Below are 19,467 nucleotides of genomic sequence, written 5' to 3' on the forward strand. Positions count from 1 at the left end.
GTAAGACAGGAAACCATTCTGTTTCTTGGAAATTTGGAGAAAACAAACGCTTCTATGGAAGAAGCATGCACGAGAAGTATTATTGGACTTTCCGAACGGGAAGTGAAACTGACCGAAAAAGCGGAAGAGGTCATTCGGTATCTGGAGAGCCGGATAAAAACGGTCGAAAAAGAATACCGCAGCTTATAGTACGGTAGTATATGGCATAAAAGACCGGAAGCTTACGAAGCGAAGCGTGAAAGCGCCGCCTCCCACTCTTTTTCGCGGAAGCCGACAAGCACGCCGTGCGGCCCGATGAGAATGGGGCGCTTTACGAGCATGCCGTCTGTGGCGAGCAGCGCGAATTGCTCGTCTTCCGGCATGGACGGCAGCTTTTCCTTTAGGCCCATGCTTTTATAGAGCAGGCCGCTGGTGTTGAAAAAGCGTTTTAAGGGCAATCCGCTTTTTGCGTGCCATTCGCGCAGCTCCGCCTCGGAGGGGTTCTGCACTTTGACGTCGCGGTAATCGTAGGAGATACCGTGTTCACGGAGCCACGCCTCCGCCTTTTTGCAGGTGGTACATTTCGGATAACAAATAAGCAGCATATTTAGGCCTCCTTTTTAGAAACACAGAAAATCAGATGCGGCATGTCTATGCCGTGGTAGTGCTTTACGAGTGAGCCGCAGACCGACATGCCGTTTCTTTTGGCGACGTTCTGCGACGGGATATTCGTATCCCGAATGATGGAATAGACGCGCTCCATGCCGAGGGTATGGAACGCGTAGTCCCGGCAGGCAACGGCCGCCTCCGTGGCATAGCCGTGATGCCAATAGGCGCGCTCGAGCAGATAACCGATCTCCGGCACCTGTATGCCGCCCGCGTCCTGCCATGTGATGCCGCACTGGCCGATGAACCGTCCTGTTTTCTTTAAAATGACGGCCCACAGGCCGAACCCGTCGCGGCGGCAGCGGCCGAGCTGGCGGTCGAGCCAAGCCTGCGCTTCCGCATCGCTGAACGCGTGCCCGTAGGCATACATCGCTTTTTCGTCCTGCAGGGTCCTGCACAGGGCGGGGAAATCGTCCTGCGTCATTTCGCGCAAAACAAGACGCTTTGTTTCGAGGATCATTCCTGCCATCCCTTGCATACGTCCACCCATTCCGCGGCGCCCGCATACCGGAACAGCTCGTCCGGCGTGAGCTCGATGGCGGAATTTCCGCTCCCGCAGGCCGGAAACACAGTGCCGAACCGTTTCAGGGAAACGTCGAGATAGGCGCGGACACCCTCGGGATTGGCAAACGGGCATACGCCGCCGACGGCGTGCCCCGTCATGCTTTCCACCTCGCCTGCGGAAAGCATGCGCGCCTTGCACGCGAACTGCGCGCGGTATTTGGGATTATCGATTTTTGCGTCTCCTGCGCATACGACGAGCACACAGTCTTCGCCGACGCGGAAAGAAAGCGTTTTCGCAATACGTGCGGGCTCCGTGCCAAGCGCCTGAGCGGCAAGCTCCACCGTTGCGCTGGAGGTGGGAAATTCAAGGACGTCGCCGTCCCGTCCGAATGCTTTGAAATATTCTTTTACTTTATCGATCGCCATACTGATAAAAACTCCTGTTCCAAAATGACCGCATCAGGAAAGGGCTGCCCGCAGCGCGCCATACAGTGCGCGCGTCTTTTCCGCGTCCGGATCGCTGATGTAAATATCTATCGCGTTTTTTCTCGTGATGCAAAGCGTAGGGGCGGCATCTGCGACCCCGAACAGCATGAAGCCTCCGCTGCTCCCGGAGCTGAAATAGCCCCTGAGTATGCCGCTGAAGCCCCTGCAGCCGTTCATGCGCGACGCATGGGGGAATCTGTCTGAAACCGTTTCCTCCATGAGGGAAATGGTTTTGATCTCCGAAAGCGGAACAGAAATACCGTGCATACCGCGGATCGTCAGCTCCTCAGGCCCTATGTCTGCGGAAAGAGGCTGTTCGCCGTAAACGAACATACAGGCCACCGCAGCAAGAACGATGACTACTGCGATGAGCTGACAGGTAATGATGCGGGAACCGTCCTGTTTCATGTATGCTCCTTTCCGACCGCCGCATTTATTATAGCATAAACGGGAGGATATGGCAGCAGTTTGCCGTACGCGGAAAAAAACAGGGCTTCGGGCCGGATAAACGGCCGGAAGCCCTGCGGACGCCTGCAGCGGTCATGCGGTACGGGGCGCGGCGAATTGACTGTTGTAGAGGTCTGCATAGAAGCCGCCTTTTTTCAGCAGTTCCTCATGCGTGCCCTGCTCGATGATGTCGCCGTCTTTCATGACTAAAATAAGGTCTGCGTCACGGATAGTGGAGAGCCGGTGAGCGATGACAAAGCTGGTGCGCCCCTGCGAGAGGTTATCCATCGCTTTCTGGATCAGCGCCTCAGTGCGTGTATCGACCGAGCTTGTGGCTTCATCGAGGATGAGCATATCCGGGTCGGCAAGAATGGCGCGCGCGATGGTGAGAAGCTGCTTCTGCCCCTGCGAAATATTGGAGGCATCTTCGTTGAGCACCATTTCATATCCGTGCGGGAGAGCGCGGATGAAACGGTCTGCGTAGGCGGCCTTTGCCGCGGCGACGACCTCTTCGTCCGTAGCATCCATGCGTCCGTAGCGTATATTTTCCATGATCGTTCCGTTATACAGCCATGTATCCTGAAGCACCATGCCGAAATGACGGCGCAGGTCTGCGCGTGTGAAATCTGTCGATTTATGCCCATCGATCAGGATCTCGCCGCTGTTCAGATCGTAAAAACGCATGAGCAGCTTGATCATCGTCGTTTTGCCCGCGCCCGTCGGCCCGACGATCGCGATCTTCTGGCCCGGCTTTACCTGTGCGGAAAAATCGTTGATGATGATCTTATCCGGGTTATAACCGAAATGGACGTCTTTGAATTCCACATTGCCCTCTACATGGCCGAGCTTTATGGGGTGCTCCGTATCCGGCGTTTCTTCAGGCTCGTTCAAAAATTCAAATACACGCTCGGATGCGGCCGCTGTCTGCTGGAGGATATTGGAGATATTTGCGAGCTGTGACAGCGGCATGGTGAAGTTGCGCACATATTGGACGAACGACTGGATATTGCCGACGGTGATGGTCCCCTGTGCGGCGAACCAGCCGCCGAGCACACACACGGCGACATAGCCGAGGTTCCCGATGAACGCCATGATGGGCTGCATCATGCCGGACATGAAATTGGCTTTCCATGCGGCGGAATAAAGCTTTCCGTTTTCTGCGCGGAAGGTTTCGATGCTTTTGTCCTCGCCGTTGTAGGCGGATATCACGTTATGCCCGCCGAACATTTCCTCTACATGCCCGTTCACCGTGCCGAGGTATTCCTGCTGCTGCTGGAAGAACTTCTGCGAACGCTTCACGACCTGAAAGATGAGAACCAGTGCGATGGGGATGATGCACAGCACGACGAGCGTCATGATCCAGTTGATGGTGAACATCATGACGGCGACGCCGACGACCATCGTGATGGAGGTGACGATCTGCGACAGGCTTTGGTTCAGCGTCTGGCTGATGGTGTCTACGTCGTTCGTCACCCGGGAAAGCACATCGCCGTGGCTGTTGCGGTCGAAATAGGAAAGCGGGAGCGTATTGATCTTCCTGCTGATATCCTGCCGCAGCCGGTAGGTGACCTTGTTCGACACGCCCGTCATGATGAAGCCCTGCACATAGCTGAACAGTGCGGACAGGCCGTACAGGATGACGAGCATGATGAGGATGCGTGCGATTTCTGCAAAGTCGAAGCCCTCCCCGGAGCCGCTGATCTGGCCCATGACCCCGTTGAAGAGCACTGTCGTCGCGTTGCCCATCAGCTTCGGGCCGATGATGGAAAAGACGGCGGATGCGATCGCAAAGACGAACACGACGATGACCGCGATCTTATATTTCCCGATATATTTCAGCAAACGTCCCATAGAGCCTTTGAAGTCCTTTGCCTTTGCACCGGTCACCGGCACCCCGCGTCCGGGACCGTGCCCGCCTCCCATGGGAGGCCGTTTCTCTGTTGCCTTACTCATGCTAATTCCTCCTCTGAAAGCTGGGACAGCGCGATCTCACGGTAGGCGGCGCACGTTTTCATCAGCTCTTTGTGCGTACCCTTTCCGACGATCCTGCCTTCGTCGAGCACGATGATCTGATCTGCGTCCATGATGGTACCCACGCGCTGGGCAATGATGAGGACCGTCTTATCCTTTGTTTGCTCTTTGATGGCGGCGCGCAAAACGGCGTCTGTTTTGAAATCGAGCGCGGAGAAGCTGTCGTCGAACACATAGATGTTCGGGTCTTTCACAAGGGCGCGTGCGATGGAGAGGCGCTGCTTCTGTCCGCCGGATACGTTGGCACCGCCCTGCGAAATACTTCCGTCAAAGCCCCCCTTGAGCCTGCGGATAAATTCCGTAGCCTGTGCGTCCTGCGCGGCGCGCTCGAGCGTTTCCTTAGGGGCGTTTTCATTTCCGAGACGCAGGTTGGAGGCAACGGTTCCCGAGAACAGGACGGACTTCTGCGGAACATAACCGATCTGATCGCGCAGCTCGCGGCGGGTGACGGCGCGCACATCGACGCCGTCTATTGTGATACTTCCCTCCGTTACGTCGTAAAAACGGGGGATGAGGTTTGCCACGGTGGATTTTCCGGAGCCCGTGGAGCCGATGAATGCAGTCGTCTCGCCCGGCCTTGCAGTAAAGGAAATATCTGTCAGCACGTTATCCTCCGCACCCGGATAGGCAAAGCACACATGATCGAAGGTAAGAACGCCCTTCGGATCGCTGAAATGCTTTGGAGCCTCCGGATCGCGTATTTCGGGTTCGGTCTCCAGTACGTCGGCGATGCGGTGAGCGGAAACGGACGCACGGGGCAGCATAATGAACATCATGGACATCATGAGGAACGCCATGACGATCTGCATGGCATACTGCATGAAAGCCATCATATCGCCCACCTGCATAGAGGAAGCGACGATCTGGTTCGCACCTATCCATATAATGAGGAGAGAGACACCGTTCATGATGATCGTCATCACCGGCATCATGAGGGCCATTGCCCTGCCGGTGAAGAGCTGAGTTTTGGTAAGGTTCCGGTTTGCCGCATCGAAGCGGTCAAGCTCGAATTGCTGTGTGTTGAACGCGCGGATGACCATCATGCCCGAAAGATTTTCGCGCATGACGAGGTTGACCTTATCGACAAGGGATTGCATCTTTTTGAACTTCGGCATGACGACCGCAAAGACAGAGCCGATGAACCCGAGCAGTACGATGACTGCGAGCGCGATGATCCACGACATGGACACGCTTTTGTCGAGCGCCATGACGACGCCGCCCACACCCATGATCGGCGCATAGATGACCATACGGATCATCAGGATAACGACCATTTGTATTTGTGTGACGTCGTTCGTGCAGCGGGTGATGAGAGAGGCGGTGGAAAATTTGTCGAATTCCACGTTGGAAAAGTTCTCCACCTTCGTAAAGGTCTTTTCGCGCAGGTCGCGCGCAAGGCCCGCACCTACGCGCGAGGCGAGCAGGCCTACCACGATGGTGCATGCGGCGGAGCCAAACGCAAGGAGGAGCATGAGCCCGCCGTTCTGCCAGATATAATCCTGCTGGATCGCCGTGAGATCAAGGCCGAGGCTTTGATATTCCTGCCTGAGCACAGGAACTGCCGTCTGTGTGAGCAGGCTTTCGTCCATGCTGCCGAGCTTTTCTTCCAAAAGGGAAGAAAGCGCGCCGTATACCCCGGCGGAATCCGGATAGGCATTCAGCGCGGCAAACAGCCCCGTTCCCGCGGGCTCCTGTGCGTAATATGCCATAAATTGCAGAAGCGGTTCAGGTATCTGCGCTGTTTCTTCCTGCCCGTCCGCCTGTGTACGCCCATCGATCGCAAGGGAAGCTGAACCGTCCGCCGACGCCTCTGCGATCTGCTCTATGGCAGAGACTGATGCGAATGCTTTTGCGAATGCGGGATTCAGGAGCTCGTCGTTTTCCCCGCCTGCGGTGTTTTTGACATAGATGTTTTCATCTGCGAGCGCCGGATAGTCCTCGAGATAGGCCGCGTAGGACACACTGTCTTTTGTAATCAGCGTGTAGTTTTCCAACGCCGTTTGCTGCCCGCCGCCGTCCATAAAGCCGAGGAGCGTATCCATCGTGCTTTCGCTCACAGCCGAGGGGACCGCGTTTTCGATCCCGCCCTGCTGGATGCCTGTATCCACGATTTTGGACATATAATTCGGCAGCGAAAGATCGCAGAAGGCCTGCCCGAACAGGAGCAGGACAGCCGCGAGGACGAGCGCAGCGTATGGTTTCATGTATTTGATGATGCGCTTCATAAAAAGTTGCCTTTCCTTTCTTACATACAGAATCTTTTACAGGCTGCGGAACGGACCCGGCAGCCTGCATTGATACTTCCGCTTGCTTATGATACCGCGGTTGCATAAAAATGTCAATAAGGTTGACAAAAATATTGACTGTATTACAAAAATGTGCTAATCTAAACCTGTAATTCGGGGAAAGAAGAGCGCAACATGGCAGGAAAAGATACGAAAGAAAAAATCAAGGAGATCGGCCTATCGCTGTTTCGAAAGCATGGCTTTGAAAACGTGACGATCAATGAGATATGCGAGAAAAGCGGTGTCAACAAGCATACGTTTTATTATTATTTTAAATCGAAGGACGAGCTTTTAAAGGACTATTATGAATTTCCGTATGATATCAGGACGGAATATTTTGTACGCATGCTGAACGCAAAGAATTATATAGAACAGCTTTGGCTCTCCTATCAGCCTTTCTTTGACCATCTGGGCAAATCGGGACCGGAGATACCGCGGCAGCTGTTCATCAAAAACATCAACCATGACGTAGGAACATTCCGCTGCGACCAACGCCGGAAGGAGCACATGGAGCTGCAGACAGGCATCATCGGGAAAGCGCAGGCGGTAGGGGAGATACGCAATTCTTCCGATCCGACCACCTTATGTATTATGATCCACCAAATTTTTGTAAGCGCCCTCTTTATGTGGTGCATGCATAACGGCGCGTTCGACCTGCCCTTGTATGTGCGCAGCAGCATAGAAGCGCTGCTCGATGTGAAGCCGGAGCTGCGCGCGGAGCCAAAAATGAGCCTTGCGGACATCTGGAAGCGTGATGAAAAGGAGATCGAGCGGGACGGAGAGCGTCTGAAGCGGCATGCTGAGGCCGCAATACGGCGTATGAGAAAGGGAACGAATAAGGAGAAGACGGTATGAAAAATGTTACGGCAATTTATTTCAGCCCGACAGGCGGAACAAAAAGCTATGTCCGCGCAGTTGCACGGGGAATAGCGGATGATTTCCGCGAGATTGACCTGACGAACCGGGAAACACGGGCAAAGGAGCATCTGTTTTCACCGGATGAGATTGCGGTGATCGGCGTTCCCGTTTATTACGGACGGATCCCGCAGCTGCCGGACGAGCTGCTGCGCGGCCTTACGGCGAGCCATACGCCTGCGGTGTTTGTCGTCGTTTACGGCAACCGGGAATTCGACGACGCGCTTTTGGAACTTTCCGATCTGTGTGAAAAACAGGGCTTTTATGGCGCGGCGGCCTGCGCGTTCGTTGCGCAGCATACCTTTTCCCCGAAAATCGCGGCAGGACGACCGAATGAAGAGGACCTCACGATCGCGGAAGCATTTGGCAGGGAGATACGGGAATTTATGGAAGCAAAGGATGCAAAGCCGCTTTCTTTGCCCGGAGACCGGCCGTACCGGTCGTTTACTGTGGCGCCGTTCACGCCGAAGGGAGACAAAAGCTGCACCGGCTGCGGAACATGCGTGCGGATATGCCCGTCAGGGGCGATCACGGCGGAGGCTCCGCGGGAGACGGATGCGAAGAAATGTATCCGCTGTCTTGTGTGCGTACGCGCCTGCCCTGCGGGAGCGCGCAGGGTAGGCGGCCCGGTCTATAGTATGGTAAAGCATAAGCTGGAAAAGGAGCTTACGAAAACGGAAAAAGAGGCGAGGCTATTTCTGCCTTAATGGAGACCGTTCCCGGGAGGAAGCGTGTAAGAGCCGAAAGCGGGCTTATCGGAAAAGCCATGCTGCTGCGCGGACAGGCGCTTTTTTGAGTTTGCAGCGCTTTTACTGCGCGCAGAACACACGGCCTCAAAACCGCTGCGAGAGAGGGCTTAAGGGCGCTCCGCTGCAAGAAGCTTAGAAAAAAGCCGACCAAGGGCTTATCGACAGACTGAAGCGCCTTTTCAAGGCGTTTTTTTGCTGGACAAAGAAAACTGCTTTTGAGGAAAATGGGCCCCGGGGTTGACTTTATGGAGAAGAAGCAATACAATATATACGTATTTTTAAAATATTTACCACATCATATTGTATTTCGGATGGGGGAAGACGGGTGAAAATCCCGCGCGGTCCCGCCGCTGTATGAGCCGAGCAATGCACGGAAGCCACTGGGAAAAGGAACTGGGAAGGCGTGCGGCGCGTTTGAGGCTTGAGCCAGAATATCCCGTTCGAAATGAAAGCGCCGCGAGGTATGGCAACGAAGAACGTTTTTTGAGCAAAACGAGAGGAGTCTGCACCTCGGCGCGTAAAGGATACGCGCTTATTTTTGTATGCGCGCATCCGGAATATCCCGGAGGAGGAAACGCGATGATCACAAAAATCAGAAAAAGAAACGGAAGCACGGAAAATTTCCAGAAGGAAAAGATCACTTGGGCTATCTTCAACGCTGTGACTGCCGTGGGCGGAGACGACTTCGACACGGCGCAGAAGCTTTCGGGCGAGGTGGTGGACCTTGCGAACCTGCGCCTGAAAACGGAGACCGCGGACGTGGAGGAGATACAGGATCTTGTGGAAAAGGTGCTGATCGAGCGCGGACACGCAAAGACAGCGAAGGCCTATATCCTTTACCGTGAAAAACGCCGCGCGGCAAGGGAAAGCAACGCCCTCATCGGCGCGACGATCGATATGTTTTCCGACTATCTTGACGATAAGGACTGGCAGATCAAGGAGAACGCGAACACGCAGAAATCCATCAACGGTATGAACAACTATGTACGCGAAACATTCACAAAGCAGTATTGGCTGCACGAGGTCTATCCGCAGGAGATACGCGAGGCGCACACGAGCGGCGCGTTTCACATCCATGACCTTGGATTTTTCGGTCCATACTGCGCGGGCTGGGATCTAAAGCAGCTGCTCGCGGACGGATTCGGCGGCGTACCCGGCAAGGTGGAGTCCTCTCCGGCCAAACATCTGCGTTCTTTTTTGGGACAGGTGGTGAATTCCACATTCACTACGCAGGGAGAGACTGCGGGCGCGCAGGCGTGGTCGTCTATCGACACCTATTGCGCGCCTTTTATCCGCTATGACGGCATGACCAAAAAAGAGGTCAAGCAGGCGTTGCAGGAGTTTATTTTCAATATCAACGTTCCCACGCGCGTGGGCTTCCAGTGCCCGTTTTCGAACCTTACCTTTGATATCGTCGTTCCGCGTACGTTAAAGGACGAGGCTGTGATCGTGGGGGGAAAGATCCAGCGTGAGACGTACGGGGAGTTCCAGAAGGAAATGGATCTGTTCAACGAGTGCTTCTGCGAGGTGATGCTCGAGGGAGACGCGCACGGACGGGTATTCACCTTTCCGATCCCGACCATTAACGTGACGAACGATTTTGACTGGGACAGCCCGGTGGTGAACAGGTTTATGGAGATCACCTGCAAATACGGCATCCCGTATTTTTCAAACTATATCAATTCCGATCTTTCGCCGGAGGACGCGCTTTCCATGTGCTGCCGCCTGCGGCTCGATACCAAACAGCTCCGCAAGCGCGGGGGCGGGCTTTTCGGCTCGAACCCCATGACGGGCTCGATCGGCGTCGTGACCATCAACCTGCCGCGCATCGGCTATCTTTCAAAATCCGAGGGAGAATTCAAGGCGCGCCTGTGGCAGATGGTGATGCTGGCGAAAAACAGCCTTGAGATCAAGCGCAAGATGATCGAGCATCAGACGGAGCGGGGGCTGTATCCGTTTTCGGCGCACTATCTGCGCAACGTGAAGATGCGTACCGGGCAATATTGGTACAACCATTTCAATACGATCGGCATTCTCGGCATGAACGAAGCGCTGCTCAATTTCTATGGGGACGGCACGGACCTGACGACCGAAAAAGGGCAGGAATTCGCAATATCCGTGATGAACTATATGCGCGGCCTGATGACAGAGATACAAGAAGAAACGGGACATTTTTACAATCTTGAGGCAACGCCTGCGGAGGGCACGAGCTACCGCCTTGCGGAGCTGGACAAAAAGAAATATCCTGACATCATCTGCGCGGGCGGCGGGGACGTGGCCTATTATACCAATTCCACACAGCTTCCGGTCGGCTTCACGGACGACATTTTTGAAACGATGGACCTGCAGGACGAGCTGCAAAGCCTGTATACGGGAGGAACCGTGCTGCACCTCTATCTCGGCGAGCGCATTCCCGACATCGAGGTGGCGAAAAGCCTCATCCGCAAGGTGTTCACTCATTACAAGCTGCCGTATCTCTCGCTTACGCCTACATTCTCGATCTGTCAGGAGCACGGCTATCTTGACGGCGAGCAGTTCACCTGCCCGGAGTGCGGAAAGGATACGGAGGTGTGGAGCCGCGTCGTCGGTTATCTGCGCCCGGTACAGAATTTCCACAAGGGCAAAAAGAAAGAATATGACGAGCGCGTGAAATACCGCATCAGGGAGCAGAGCCTTTGAACATCGCGGGACTGCTGAAAACGGCTACCATCGATTTCCCGCACCGGCTTGCGGCGGTGGTATTTACGGCGGGCTGCAACTATGATTGCAGTTTTTGCCATAACAGGGCCCTGCTCGGCGCCGCCGAGCTTATGGAAGACGGCGAGGTGCTGCGTTTCCTTGAAAAACGTGCGGGCCTGCTCGACGGGGTCGTGCTATCGGGCGGGGAGCCCACCCTGCAAAAGGACCTCGCGGAGTTTGCGGGCACGCTGAAAGGGCTTGGCTACGATGTGAAACTCGACACCAATGGGAGCGATCCAGAGGCGGTGGGCAGGCTGCTTGACGGCGGGCTTGTGGATTATGTTGCGATGGACTATAAAGCGCCGCTTTCCCGCTATCCGGAAATCTGCGGGGCCGGAGCGGACGGCTTTTTGGAGACGCTTGGTTTGCTGCAGGCCTCGGAGATCGAATGGGAGCTGCGGACCACGGTGCTTCCCGAACTCCGTGAAGAGGAGCTGCGGGAGATGGCGGAGGACGTGCCGCCTTTGCCCCTTTATGCTTTGCAGCTCTACCGCCCGGTGCGGATCGAAAAGCTGCGCGTTTATACGCCGCAGGATATTGGGCGGATAGCGGAAGCGCTGAAGGGAGTCCAGCCCAATGTGACTGCACGGTGCTGAAATGAAAAGGCGAAGGATAGCTCCTTCGCCTTTTTGGCTGACAAATGAAGCGCGCCGTGCATCAAAAGACCTACAGGTCGTGGATATTGAGCGGGTCGAACTGGAACAGATGGCCTTTATAGACGTGCGACGCGCCGTATATTTTAGAATAAACGGCGAGACTGCGGCGAAAAAAATCTTCGTCTATTTCGAGAAATTCACAGAATTCCTGCATGGTACGCAGGCCGCGCTTGAAGCCCTCGAACAGCTTTTCGAGAGGCATGACCTTCTGGGCGGCCCAACGGTCCGCCATATATTCATATTTATTCTGGATATGCGTTTCAGCGTCCAGCAGATTGATGGCGCAGGTGTGCTGATGACCAAGCTCGTGCGCCGTAACGGCATTTTTCTGCGCCGTGCTTTCGAGGCTGCTGCTGATTAGGATCGTTTTGCCTACCGTGAGCGCGTTAAAATCGCTGCGGAACGTGTAGGTCTCAAGGGTTATCCCGTTTTTCCGAAGTTCTTCCTCTAAAATTTCGCGCAACATAATTTCCACCCCTTTTAGGCACTCTGGCCCGCTGTGTCTGTGAGATTATTATAGCAGGGGGGAATGTCTTTTTATGTCGATTCGTGTCGATTCTAAAAAATTTTTTCAGGAATCTTTACGCTTATTATAGATCGCGATGATCTCTTCGATCTCCCGGCGTTCGTCTTCTGTAAGACGGTCGTAGCCCTTAGGCGCGGAGAGGGCGACCAGCGTTTCAGACGGCGTATCTGCGGGTGCGGCGGTATCTGTCAGACAGAGGATATAGTCTACCGAAACGCCGAAGATTTCAGACATTTTTTTCAGAGCCTTGATGTCGGGCTCATAATTTTCATTTTCCCAGCCGGAAAGGGCGCCCTGCGTCACGCCGAGCCGCTTTGCCAGATCGGTCTGCTTCAGACCTTTTGCGGTGCGCAATTCTTTGATTCGATTCATGGGGGAATACCTCGAATATTAGAAATACTTATATCAATTTTACTTATGTTTCTATTTTACTGAAAGAGGAATATTTTTTCAACGCAACAAATATTAGGTAAATTAATATTTCTCGTTGACAGACGAGGGGGCAGGTGATAATATTAGCTTAACTAATATTAGTAAAATTAATATTTGGAGGGAATATGAAAAGAAAAAAGCGGGAACTCGATCTGACGCTCGTGAAGATCGCAAACAAAGGAAAACGGCAGGAAGTGAAAAGAGAGAGAAAGGAGGGTACGAAATGAAGATTGGAGACGCGCCGTATATCAGAAATTATATGGCAACAGGCGAGGAATATCCACGCGAGCTATGCGCCCGGCAGGAGGAAGCGGAGGAGCGCCTGTATATGCTGGAGGATGAAAGACGGGATGTGGAGGAATTTATGGGCCTCAGCATAGAACTGAAGGAGGATGTGTTGGATCACTATGATACGGAGATCCGGGAATGTGAACGGACGATTGCATATTTTGAGAACATGAGGAGACGGTAGGGGAGACATAATATGGAAGAAACGGAATTGCTGTTGTTCCAGTATGGAGCGCTGAAGCGGAAATCGGAGGAATGCCGGGAGGCGGTCCGCGAACTGACTGCTGAAAAATATGCGTGTATCGACATATTTCTGAAAGGACCGCGGCTGGACGGAATTGGGGGAAAACGCGGAGAAAACGATGATCCGGTCTGCCGGATCGTGCAGAAGATGGCGGATATTTATGACGGACGGATTGCAAGGGCGGTAGAAAAGCTGGAAGGGCTGTATACAGAATTCGACAAAGTACGGGATAAGCTTGAACGTGCGGGTTTGAATGAGGCAGAAAAAAAGTATGTAGAGCTTCGGTATGCGCAGGGAAAAAATGTAGCGGATATCGCGGAGGAAATCGGATATTCCGAGCGGCAGACACAAAGGCTGCGAAATCGTATCCTGCGGGTGCTTGCAGGCGGGAGAGAATATGAAAGGGCCGGAAGCATAGGCATGCGCGGTGGAAAAAAAGGAAAGGAGCAAACAGGATGAAAAAGGAGAAGAAAAGGAATTGGTATGAGGAGCAGAAGGAGAGGAGGGAAAAAGAACAGCGGGAAAAAGAGGCGCGGGAGCAGCGGAGGAAAGCGGCGCAAAGGAGAAGAAGGGAGCAGACCGGAACGGGGAACGGATATGCGGGGGTGGAAAAAAAGACGGCCGAACCGTGGAAAAGCACGGCCGGAACGGCGAAAAACCAAGCGGAAGTTGCTCCGACGTGGGTGAACACGGCAGGGCCGGGAGGAGGCGCAGAGCTGTGGAAGCAGGTGAAGCTGGAGCCGGGGGAGACGGCGGCGGATTACTATGAAAAGAAACGAAAGCAGCGGGAAGCGGACAGGCAGAAGACAGACGCGGCATTCAGCCGTGCGCTGGAGGAGACGCAAAAGGAGCTGCGGGAGCAGCGGCTGGGCGTGGCAGAGGGCTTCGGGAGGAAGAAGCGGTACAACCGGAACTATGAGGACCTGTTCGGGCTGCCGGAGGGAGGAGACTTCCGGAGCCGCGTGGAGGGAACGCGCGGATGGGATAAGCTGAACGGGAGCGAGCAGTATGATAGAATGGTGTATATACAGGAGGAATTGGAGAGGCGGAAAAAAGAACGGGAAAAGGAAGAAGAAATAGGGTATAATACGATCAACGGGAGAAATAAACAGCGGGATGTATGGAACGGGCAGTGGCCGCCGCGGACGATGGAGCATAGGGCGGCGGAGGCGGAGCCGCAGAGAAGAGCCGGAAGAGAAACGCCGGGAGCAGTATGGAGCGGCCCGGCAATCGTCAAAAGGCCGGAGGAAATCCCAGAGGACGCATGGGATGGGCTCGACTGGCGCGGGCGGCTTAACGCAATTAGCAGGATAGAAGGGCCGAAACAGCAGGAGGCATGGATCGCCGGAGAGCGGGAGGCGGCAAACCAGCCGACAATCGGCGGAGCAGGCGCGGAGCTTCTGATGGCAGATGTAAAGCCGCAGCCAGCACGGAAAAAAGAGGGCGAAACGGAAGAAGCGCCGCTGTTTTTCCCGGGCGGGGCGGAAGAGATGATGGAATATCTGCGCGAGCACCCGGACGCAACGCTGCCGAACGGCATGAGCGGAAGAATGGTCGCGGAGGCGGATGAAATCGTGCAGATGTCCAATACCCAAGCACCTGATTCTAATTCCAAAGAGATACCGTCCGATTCCCCGGATGAATCGAAAGGGGATATTCCTCCGGCCTATACGAGAAAAGAAGTGGACGAGTTAAGAAAGCTTTTGGAGGAGGAGGGGGAAATCCAACTTTCAGAATTGGAAGGAACGCCGTATATGAGAGCAATTAACGAGTTAGTACGAAATTCGGATGCAGGTGGCGGTCTTTCAAATAGTATTTATACTGCAAATCTTGAGACAGCCTTGCTTTCGGAGGGGATTACTTTCAATTCATTTAAGGATTCGTTTACACAGGAGCATCTGGATGCGCTCATCAATTATAATAAACGCATGTATGACAAGCTGGGGGCGCCAATGGAGGAAGATAAGCTTGCAAGCGGAATGTCCGATGGGATAGATATTATCGATGCGATAAAGGATCCTTTTGCGCTGATTGGATTAGCTTCAAAAGCAATACATGATTTGGCTACACCTGACGAATATAAGGGGAGGGACAGTTATGAAGAAGATTAAGCGTATGGCCTGCATGGTCTTATGCGGGATGATGCTATGGACTTTGGCAGGCTGCGCGCCCGCGGCCGGAGAAACAAGACCGATACCGGAGGATACATCTTTTCGGGAGCGGGTCGCTTTAACGGGAGATAGTGTGGCTGTCGTCCGGAAAGACGGAACTGTGCGGGGAACGTATGTTCTTCATGGAACGGCTGACGAAGCGGAACTTTGGGAAATCTTTGCGCAGGCAGCGGAACGGACAGAAGAAATCAATGAATGGGAAAATATATGTGGTATCACCTTTGGACGATGGTTTGTGGCAGGACTGAGAAAAGACGGTACCGCAATCGGAGCGGGATTGAATGAGAACCTTTTAAACGGTATGGAAAGCTGGCGCGATGTGAAGCAGATCGATTCCTGCTACAAGACTGTCGTTGCTTTATTTGAAGATGGAACGGTAGGGAATACAGGAGAATGTATATGGCCCTCTTTCGAGGAGTGGGAGGATATTACAGAAATTTCATGTGGGCTAATGAACGTGGCTGCGGGGTTGAAGAAGGACGGTACAGTCGTTTATGGATGCGACTGCAAAGAGGACGATGAACAAGAGGCGCATGAAAAGATAAGAGAAGAGATAAAAGATTGGAAAGACATTACACAGGTGGCCTGCGGTACGCACAGTGTATTAGGCTTAAAAAAAGACGGAACGGTAGTCGCGGCAGGAGACAACAGATATGGAGAATGTACTGTTGATGGCTGGACAGATGTCGTACAAGTCGTAGGAGGAGATTACAGGAATTTTGGAATACGAAGCGATGGGACCGTACTGGTGACGGATTGGATGAAGGCGATTGAAGAATTAGACAGCGACTTTATAGATATCAGCGCAATAGAGGACTGGCAGGATATCGTAGTGCTCAAAGACGACAGTAATCTGGTGATGGGAGTAACGGCAGACGGAGAGCTGCGGTTTGCGGGTAATATGGAGGATAAACGGGTGCAGGCGGCAAGAAAAATATGGCTTGAGGCAGAGTGGGGTTAAGACTTTAATCGGATATATGAAAAAAGAAAGAATAATAAAGATAAAAAAATTATTGATCAGCTTGCTGGCTGCGGCAGGAATTTTGGCTGTTTGGATAACGATTTGAGAGCGGAAAGGACGTGCCCGGCGCGTGATTGGCGAGGACAGATACGGGATATTGTGCTTTGCTTTTCAAAATCCAGACAAGAGCATGGAACGCGTTATGTGAAAGAGCAGGGCTTCCCGGGAGCCGCACGGAGAAAACAAAGGGGCGTTCTGGAGCCGCTACGGCCCGGCGGGGAATTTCCGCGATTTAGCACAGAAAAATAAAGATGTCGGCAATATGTCGCACAGACGGCATGGAAAAGGTACCATTTTTGTGGTACAATGCTAATGTGGGAGCAGTGGGGGAATACTGCTGAAAGAGACCGGTTTTTTCCGGTCTCTTTTGTTATAAGAAAACAGGATGGCTCAGCCATCCTGCGGAAAGAGGGTGAATCGGTCACCATGGCTCGCCGGGGCAGACATCTGTTGCACCGTCGCGGTTCAGATAGCCGTTCCTGCCGTTTGCATCGGTCCAGCTGATATAGACTAATTTGCCAGCATCACGCGCCTGAGAAAGAGCCTCTTTTTCGGACTGAGCCTTATTGAGCCCGGTAATGTACTTTTCGGTGCCTTCTTCGCGGTCTCTTATGATTACTTTATATTCCATAGTAGTTCCTCCTTTGTTTCCTTTCGGTGTTGCTATATAGATACCCGAATATCGGACGATATATCAGAAGAATTCTGAAATGTAGGGGAAAAAAGCAGGCCCAAGTGAAGTTTTTATATTCAAAAGGAGGAGAAGAAATGGAAAAGAAAATAGGGAGGAGCCTAAAATTCAAAAGCGCAAGGGAATTACAGAAGCGGATAGACGCATACTTTGCGGAATGCGAGAAAACAGGAGAACCGCTGACGGTCACAGGACTTGCGCTTGCACTGGATACGTCGCGGGAAACGCTGCTGAATTATCAGAAGCGGGACGGATATGGGGATATCGTCCGCCGTGCAAAGATGAGGATAGAAAACGCATACGAGAAACGGCTGATCGCACGGGGAAACGGAGGAGACGTTTTTGCGCTCAAAAATTTTGGATGGAGAGATAAAGCAGAACGGGAGATCGAGATAAACGGGAACGTATCGCTCGAGCAGAAATTAAGAGAGCTTGACGGAGAAAGATTTTAAAAAAGGGCATGATGGAACGGCAGAAAAAGGAGGATGAACAATGGCGTGATCAACACAAAAGTATTTATTGAACGATATTTAAAAATACGAGATAAACGGGCGCAGCTTATCGATTTCAAGATGAATGCAGCCCAGATGAAGCTCTATGACGCGATTGCCGAGCAATACAGGAACGGGAAACCCATCCGCGCTATTATTCTGAAAGCGCGGCAAATGGGATTTTCCACTTTAACGGAGGGAATGATCTTCAAGGATACGGCAACGCAGGCGAATATTTCGAGCGGCATCGTGACGCATGAGATCGCGGCAACGAACAATCTGTTCCGCATGAGCAAACGGTATTACGAGCATCTCGACGCTTCGCTGAAGCCTCCGCTGCTTGCAAGCAATGCAAAGGAGCTTGTATTCGGCTTTGCGGATGGAAACAGCTCGATCAAATGTATGACGGCGGGAAACGGGAGCATCGGGCGGTCGGATACGTTTCAGAACCTGCACATTTCAGAATATGCCTTTTGGCCCAAGGACAAGGCGGATATCCTGACGGGTCTTTTGCAGGCTGTGCCCAACGAGCCGAATACGATGGTGGTTATTGAATCGACGGCCAACGGATATGAAGATTTTAAGGATATATGGGATGCGGCTGTGGCAGGGGAAAATGACTTTATCCCGGTGTTCTGCGCATGGTGGGAGCACGCGGAATACACGATGCCTGCCGAAGGGCTGAAGCTGACGAAGGAAGAACGCAAAATGAAAGAGACGTATGGTCTTTCGGAGGGGCAGCTTGCATGGCGGCGGTGGTGCCTGAAAAACAACTGCCGGGGCAGCGAGGACATTTTCCGGCAGGAATATCCATCCTGCCCGGACGAGGCGTTTTTGATGAGCGGACGGCCTGTATTCGACAACCGGCGCGTTATGGAGCGGATCGCCGGACTGGAACGAAAGCAGGAAAAAAAGCCGTTCCGGGAGGGAAGCTTCCGGATACGGTGGCACGACGCACAGAGCAAGGACAGGATCGACAGCTTTACGCTTGGCAGGGGGAGAGACATTCGTTTCTATTCCATGCCGAAGGAGGGGGTGCCTTATGTGATCGGCGCAGATACCAAGGGAGAGGGAAAGGATTTTTATGCGGCAACAGTGCTCGACAACTCGACGGGTGAGCGTGTGGCGACGCTGCACATGCAGCTGAATGAATCGAAGCCGTTCACCGAGCAGCTTTACTGCTTGGGGAAATATTATAATGATGCGTTGATTGGTGTGGAAATGAATTTCAACACGGCCCCCATAGAAGAATTACAGCGGCTCCGTTACCCGAGGCAATATGTGCGGCGGCGGTATGACGATTATAAGAAGACGATCGAAGAAAAATACGGCTGGAAAACGGATGGGAACACCCGGCCGCTTATTATCGACAGGGAGGTGGACGCGGTCAATAATCATGTGGAGCTATTTCATGATATCCCGACGCTGAGGGAGGCGCTGACGTTTGTATATGACGATGGAGGGAGACCGGATGCGATAGCCGGAAAGCATGATGATCTTTTATTTTCAGATATGATCGCAAACGAGATACGAAGCCAGCAGCGCACAACACGGAATGTGGATGAACAAGGGCGGCGGGCGGAATGGACGGAGGACATGTTTGAGGATTACAGAGGCGCGGACGAGGACGGCAAAAAGAGGCTGCTGAAGCTGTGGGGAGAGCCAAAGAAGTGGAGATGACAACCTGATGGGCGTTGTCAAAAATAACTTTGGACAGGGGCCCCCGCGCAAGCCCAGCAACGCGGGTTGCGTGGGGTAGAGGAAGGGCGGCCCGTGAGCGAGGCTTTCGGACGGCGGGACGAAAACGAGTAAAAGGACATGCCCTGACGACGAGGCGGCGGTTTCGCCGAGGTAAAACAACTTTAAGCAATGGGGGCACGCGGGGAAATGCAATTTCCGCCCGCGAAGCGACCACAGGGAGTGTTCAGGGGTGTGGGGAGAACCGAAGAAGTGGCGGTGACAACCTGATGGGCATTATCAAAAAGCTTTCTGCGGCTTAGGGCCACAGGCTGAGCCCACGCAAGAAGCAGAGGAAACAAAGAAACGGAACCGCACTAACGGAATCAAGCGGGCCTTGCAGGGCGAAACGGGGCGGTGGGCCCCAAGCAGGAACAAAGAATAAGGAAAAAGCGCGGCGCAGCCGCGC

Annotated in this window: 20 protein-coding genes and 1 riboswitch; of the genes, 11 read left to right on the forward strand and 9 right to left on the reverse strand. The window is 53.4% G+C overall.

Translation table 11 applies throughout. The features are described 5' to 3' along the window. The first annotated feature begins 54 nt into the window (after positions 1-54). Positions 55-189, forward strand: a complete 135-nt coding sequence (locus PUP29_RS09545; RefSeq protein ID WP_353423157.1) for a hypothetical protein — start codon at positions 55-57, stop codon at positions 187-189. Between the two features lie 32 nt (positions 190-221). Here the strand turns inward: PUP29_RS09545 and PUP29_RS09550 are convergent, their stop codons facing one another. The 6 genes from PUP29_RS09550 to PUP29_RS09575 form a co-directional block, all read right to left on the reverse strand. Further along, on the reverse strand, positions 222-584 hold the full coding sequence (locus PUP29_RS09550) for an arsenate reductase family protein (protein WP_079546143.1): 363 nt from the start codon (positions 582-584) through the stop codon (positions 222-224). Positions 585-586: 2 nt separating this feature from the next. Further along, on the reverse strand, positions 587-1,114 hold the full coding sequence (locus tag PUP29_RS09555; RefSeq protein ID WP_079546142.1) for a GNAT family N-acetyltransferase: 528 nt from the start codon (positions 1,112-1,114) through the stop codon (positions 587-589). After that, a complete protein-coding gene (locus tag PUP29_RS09560; protein WP_079546141.1) occupies positions 1,102-1,575 on the reverse strand; it encodes a YbaK/EbsC family protein in 474 nt (157 codons plus the stop codon). The genes PUP29_RS09555 and PUP29_RS09560 overlap by 13 nt, the downstream gene beginning before the upstream one ends. Before the next feature lie 33 nt (positions 1,576-1,608). Continuing rightward, positions 1,609-2,043, reverse strand: a complete 435-nt coding sequence (locus PUP29_RS09565; protein WP_079546140.1) for a hypothetical protein — start codon at positions 2,041-2,043, stop codon at positions 1,609-1,611. A 132-nt stretch (positions 2,044-2,175) separates the two neighbouring features. Further along, complete coding sequence (locus tag PUP29_RS09570; protein WP_079546138.1) at positions 2,176-4,035, reverse strand: ABC transporter ATP-binding protein; 1,860 nt, start codon at positions 4,033-4,035, stop codon at positions 2,176-2,178. After that, positions 4,032-6,338: an ABC transporter ATP-binding protein gene (locus PUP29_RS09575; protein ID WP_353423160.1), complete on the reverse strand. Its 2,307-nt coding sequence runs from the start codon at positions 6,336-6,338 to the stop codon at positions 4,032-4,034. Before PUP29_RS09575 ends, PUP29_RS09570 begins: the two co-directional genes overlap by 4 nt. Positions 6,339-6,533: 195 nt before the next feature. Between PUP29_RS09575 and PUP29_RS09580 the strand changes: the two genes are divergently transcribed. The 4 genes from PUP29_RS09580 to PUP29_RS09595 all read left to right on the forward strand — a co-directional run bounded on the left by PUP29_RS09580 (position 6,534) and on the right by PUP29_RS09595 (position 11,397). Further along, positions 6,534-7,253, forward strand: coding sequence for a TetR/AcrR family transcriptional regulator (locus tag PUP29_RS09580; RefSeq protein ID WP_353423162.1), 720 nt, complete (start codon positions 6,534-6,536; stop codon positions 7,251-7,253). After that, a complete protein-coding gene (locus PUP29_RS09585) occupies positions 7,250-8,020 on the forward strand; it encodes an EFR1 family ferrodoxin (protein WP_353423164.1) in 771 nt (256 codons plus the stop codon). The genes PUP29_RS09580 and PUP29_RS09585 overlap by 4 nt, the downstream gene beginning before the upstream one ends. A 334-nt stretch (positions 8,021-8,354) precedes the next feature. After that, positions 8,355-8,520, forward strand: a riboswitch (cobalamin riboswitch). A 121-nt stretch (positions 8,521-8,641) separates the two neighbouring features. Further along, positions 8,642-10,741: a ribonucleoside triphosphate reductase gene (locus PUP29_RS09590; protein ID WP_353423166.1), complete on the forward strand. Its 2,100-nt coding sequence runs from the start codon at positions 8,642-8,644 to the stop codon at positions 10,739-10,741. Then, the gene (locus PUP29_RS09595; RefSeq protein ID WP_353423168.1) at positions 10,738-11,397 is read left to right on the forward strand and encodes an anaerobic ribonucleoside-triphosphate reductase activating protein; all 660 of its coding nucleotides are present in this window, start codon (positions 10,738-10,740) and stop codon (positions 11,395-11,397) included. The genes PUP29_RS09590 and PUP29_RS09595 overlap by 4 nt, the downstream gene beginning before the upstream one ends. A gap of 70 nt (positions 11,398-11,467) precedes the next feature. Here the strand turns inward: PUP29_RS09595 and PUP29_RS09600 are convergent, their stop codons facing one another. Both PUP29_RS09600 and PUP29_RS09605 read right to left on the reverse strand, forming a co-directional pair. Then, positions 11,468-11,923, reverse strand: coding sequence for a hypothetical protein (locus PUP29_RS09600; RefSeq protein ID WP_353423169.1), 456 nt, complete (start codon positions 11,921-11,923; stop codon positions 11,468-11,470). A gap of 105 nt (positions 11,924-12,028) precedes the next feature. After that, entirely contained in the window at positions 12,029-12,355 is a 327-nt protein-coding gene (locus PUP29_RS09605) for a helix-turn-helix transcriptional regulator (protein WP_079546132.1), read from the reverse strand. A gap of 283 nt (positions 12,356-12,638) precedes the next feature. Here PUP29_RS09605 and PUP29_RS09610 point away from each other — a divergent pair, with 283 nt between their 5' ends. The 4 genes from PUP29_RS09610 to PUP29_RS09625 are packed head-to-tail and all read left to right on the forward strand — an operon-like array spanning position 12,639 to position 16,079. Then, positions 12,639-12,887, forward strand: a complete 249-nt coding sequence (locus PUP29_RS09610; RefSeq protein WP_079546131.1) for a hypothetical protein — start codon at positions 12,639-12,641, stop codon at positions 12,885-12,887. 12 nt (positions 12,888-12,899) lie between these two features. Beyond that, positions 12,900-13,406 (forward strand): hypothetical protein, encoded by a 507-nt coding sequence (locus tag PUP29_RS09615; RefSeq protein ID WP_079546130.1) that lies wholly within the window; start codon positions 12,900-12,902, stop codon positions 13,404-13,406. Then, the gene (locus PUP29_RS09620; RefSeq protein ID WP_079546129.1) at positions 13,403-15,058 is read left to right on the forward strand and encodes a hypothetical protein; all 1,656 of its coding nucleotides are present in this window, start codon (positions 13,403-13,405) and stop codon (positions 15,056-15,058) included. Before PUP29_RS09615 ends, PUP29_RS09620 begins: the two co-directional genes overlap by 4 nt. After that, the gene (locus tag PUP29_RS09625; protein ID WP_079546128.1) at positions 15,045-16,079 is read left to right on the forward strand and encodes a hypothetical protein; all 1,035 of its coding nucleotides are present in this window, start codon (positions 15,045-15,047) and stop codon (positions 16,077-16,079) included. Before PUP29_RS09620 ends, PUP29_RS09625 begins: the two co-directional genes overlap by 14 nt. 481 nt (positions 16,080-16,560) lie before the next feature. Here the strand turns inward: PUP29_RS09625 and PUP29_RS09630 are convergent, their stop codons facing one another. Continuing rightward, positions 16,561-16,770, reverse strand: a complete 210-nt coding sequence (locus PUP29_RS09630; protein WP_079546126.1) for a hypothetical protein — start codon at positions 16,768-16,770, stop codon at positions 16,561-16,563. A 137-nt stretch (positions 16,771-16,907) separates the two neighbouring features. Between PUP29_RS09630 and PUP29_RS09635 the strand changes: the two genes are divergently transcribed. Both PUP29_RS09635 and PUP29_RS09640 read left to right on the forward strand, forming a co-directional pair. Continuing rightward, positions 16,908-17,282, forward strand: a complete 375-nt coding sequence (locus PUP29_RS09635; RefSeq protein ID WP_079546125.1) for a terminase small subunit — start codon at positions 16,908-16,910, stop codon at positions 17,280-17,282. A gap of 33 nt (positions 17,283-17,315) precedes the next feature. Then, entirely contained in the window at positions 17,316-19,001 is a 1,686-nt protein-coding gene (locus PUP29_RS09640; RefSeq protein WP_079546124.1) for a hypothetical protein, read from the forward strand. Positions 19,002-19,467: the final 466 nt, after the last annotated feature.

The sequence above is a fragment of the Christensenella massiliensis genome (genome assembly GCF_040409835.1).
In the GTDB taxonomy this organism is placed as follows: domain Bacteria; phylum Bacillota; class Clostridia; order Christensenellales; family Christensenellaceae; genus Christensenella; species Christensenella massiliensis.

Excerpts from the sequence above, each read along its gene's own strand:
- PUP29_RS09545 (WP_353423157.1), top strand. The coding sequence starts at position 55 with ATGGAAGAAGCATGCACGAGAAGTATTATTGGACTTTCCGAACGGGAA.
- PUP29_RS09550 (WP_079546143.1), bottom strand. The coding sequence starts at position 584 with ATGCTGCTTATTTGTTATCCGAAATGTACCACCTGCAAAAAGGCGGAG.
- PUP29_RS09555 (WP_079546142.1), bottom strand. The coding sequence starts at position 1,114 with ATGGCAGGAATGATCCTCGAAACAAAGCGTCTTGTTTTGCGCGAAATG.
- PUP29_RS09560 (WP_079546141.1), bottom strand. The coding sequence starts at position 1,575 with ATGGCGATCGATAAAGTAAAAGAATATTTCAAAGCATTCGGACGGGAC.
- PUP29_RS09565 (WP_079546140.1), bottom strand. The coding sequence starts at position 2,043 with ATGAAACAGGACGGTTCCCGCATCATTACCTGTCAGCTCATCGCAGTA.
- PUP29_RS09570 (WP_079546138.1), bottom strand. The coding sequence starts at position 4,035 with ATGAGTAAGGCAACAGAGAAACGGCCTCCCATGGGAGGCGGGCACGGT.
- PUP29_RS09575 (WP_353423160.1), bottom strand. The coding sequence starts at position 6,338 with ATGAAGCGCATCATCAAATACATGAAACCATACGCTGCGCTCGTCCTC.
- PUP29_RS09580 (WP_353423162.1), top strand. The coding sequence starts at position 6,534 with ATGGCAGGAAAAGATACGAAAGAAAAAATCAAGGAGATCGGCCTATCG.
- PUP29_RS09585 (WP_353423164.1), top strand. The coding sequence starts at position 7,250 with ATGAAAAATGTTACGGCAATTTATTTCAGCCCGACAGGCGGAACAAAA.
- PUP29_RS09590 (WP_353423166.1), top strand. The coding sequence starts at position 8,642 with ATGATCACAAAAATCAGAAAAAGAAACGGAAGCACGGAAAATTTCCAG.
- PUP29_RS09600 (WP_353423169.1), bottom strand. The coding sequence starts at position 11,923 with ATGTTGCGCGAAATTTTAGAGGAAGAACTTCGGAAAAACGGGATAACC.
- PUP29_RS09605 (WP_079546132.1), bottom strand. The coding sequence starts at position 12,355 with ATGAATCGAATCAAAGAATTGCGCACCGCAAAAGGTCTGAAGCAGACC.
- PUP29_RS09610 (WP_079546131.1), top strand. The coding sequence starts at position 12,639 with ATGAAGATTGGAGACGCGCCGTATATCAGAAATTATATGGCAACAGGC.
- PUP29_RS09615 (WP_079546130.1), top strand. The coding sequence starts at position 12,900 with ATGGAAGAAACGGAATTGCTGTTGTTCCAGTATGGAGCGCTGAAGCGG.
- PUP29_RS09620 (WP_079546129.1), top strand. The coding sequence starts at position 13,403 with ATGAAAAAGGAGAAGAAAAGGAATTGGTATGAGGAGCAGAAGGAGAGG.
- PUP29_RS09625 (WP_079546128.1), top strand. The coding sequence starts at position 15,045 with ATGAAGAAGATTAAGCGTATGGCCTGCATGGTCTTATGCGGGATGATG.
- PUP29_RS09630 (WP_079546126.1), bottom strand. The coding sequence starts at position 16,770 with ATGGAATATAAAGTAATCATAAGAGACCGCGAAGAAGGCACCGAAAAG.
- PUP29_RS09635 (WP_079546125.1), top strand. The coding sequence starts at position 16,908 with ATGGAAAAGAAAATAGGGAGGAGCCTAAAATTCAAAAGCGCAAGGGAA.
- PUP29_RS09640 (WP_079546124.1), top strand. The coding sequence starts at position 17,316 with ATGAACAATGGCGTGATCAACACAAAAGTATTTATTGAACGATATTTA.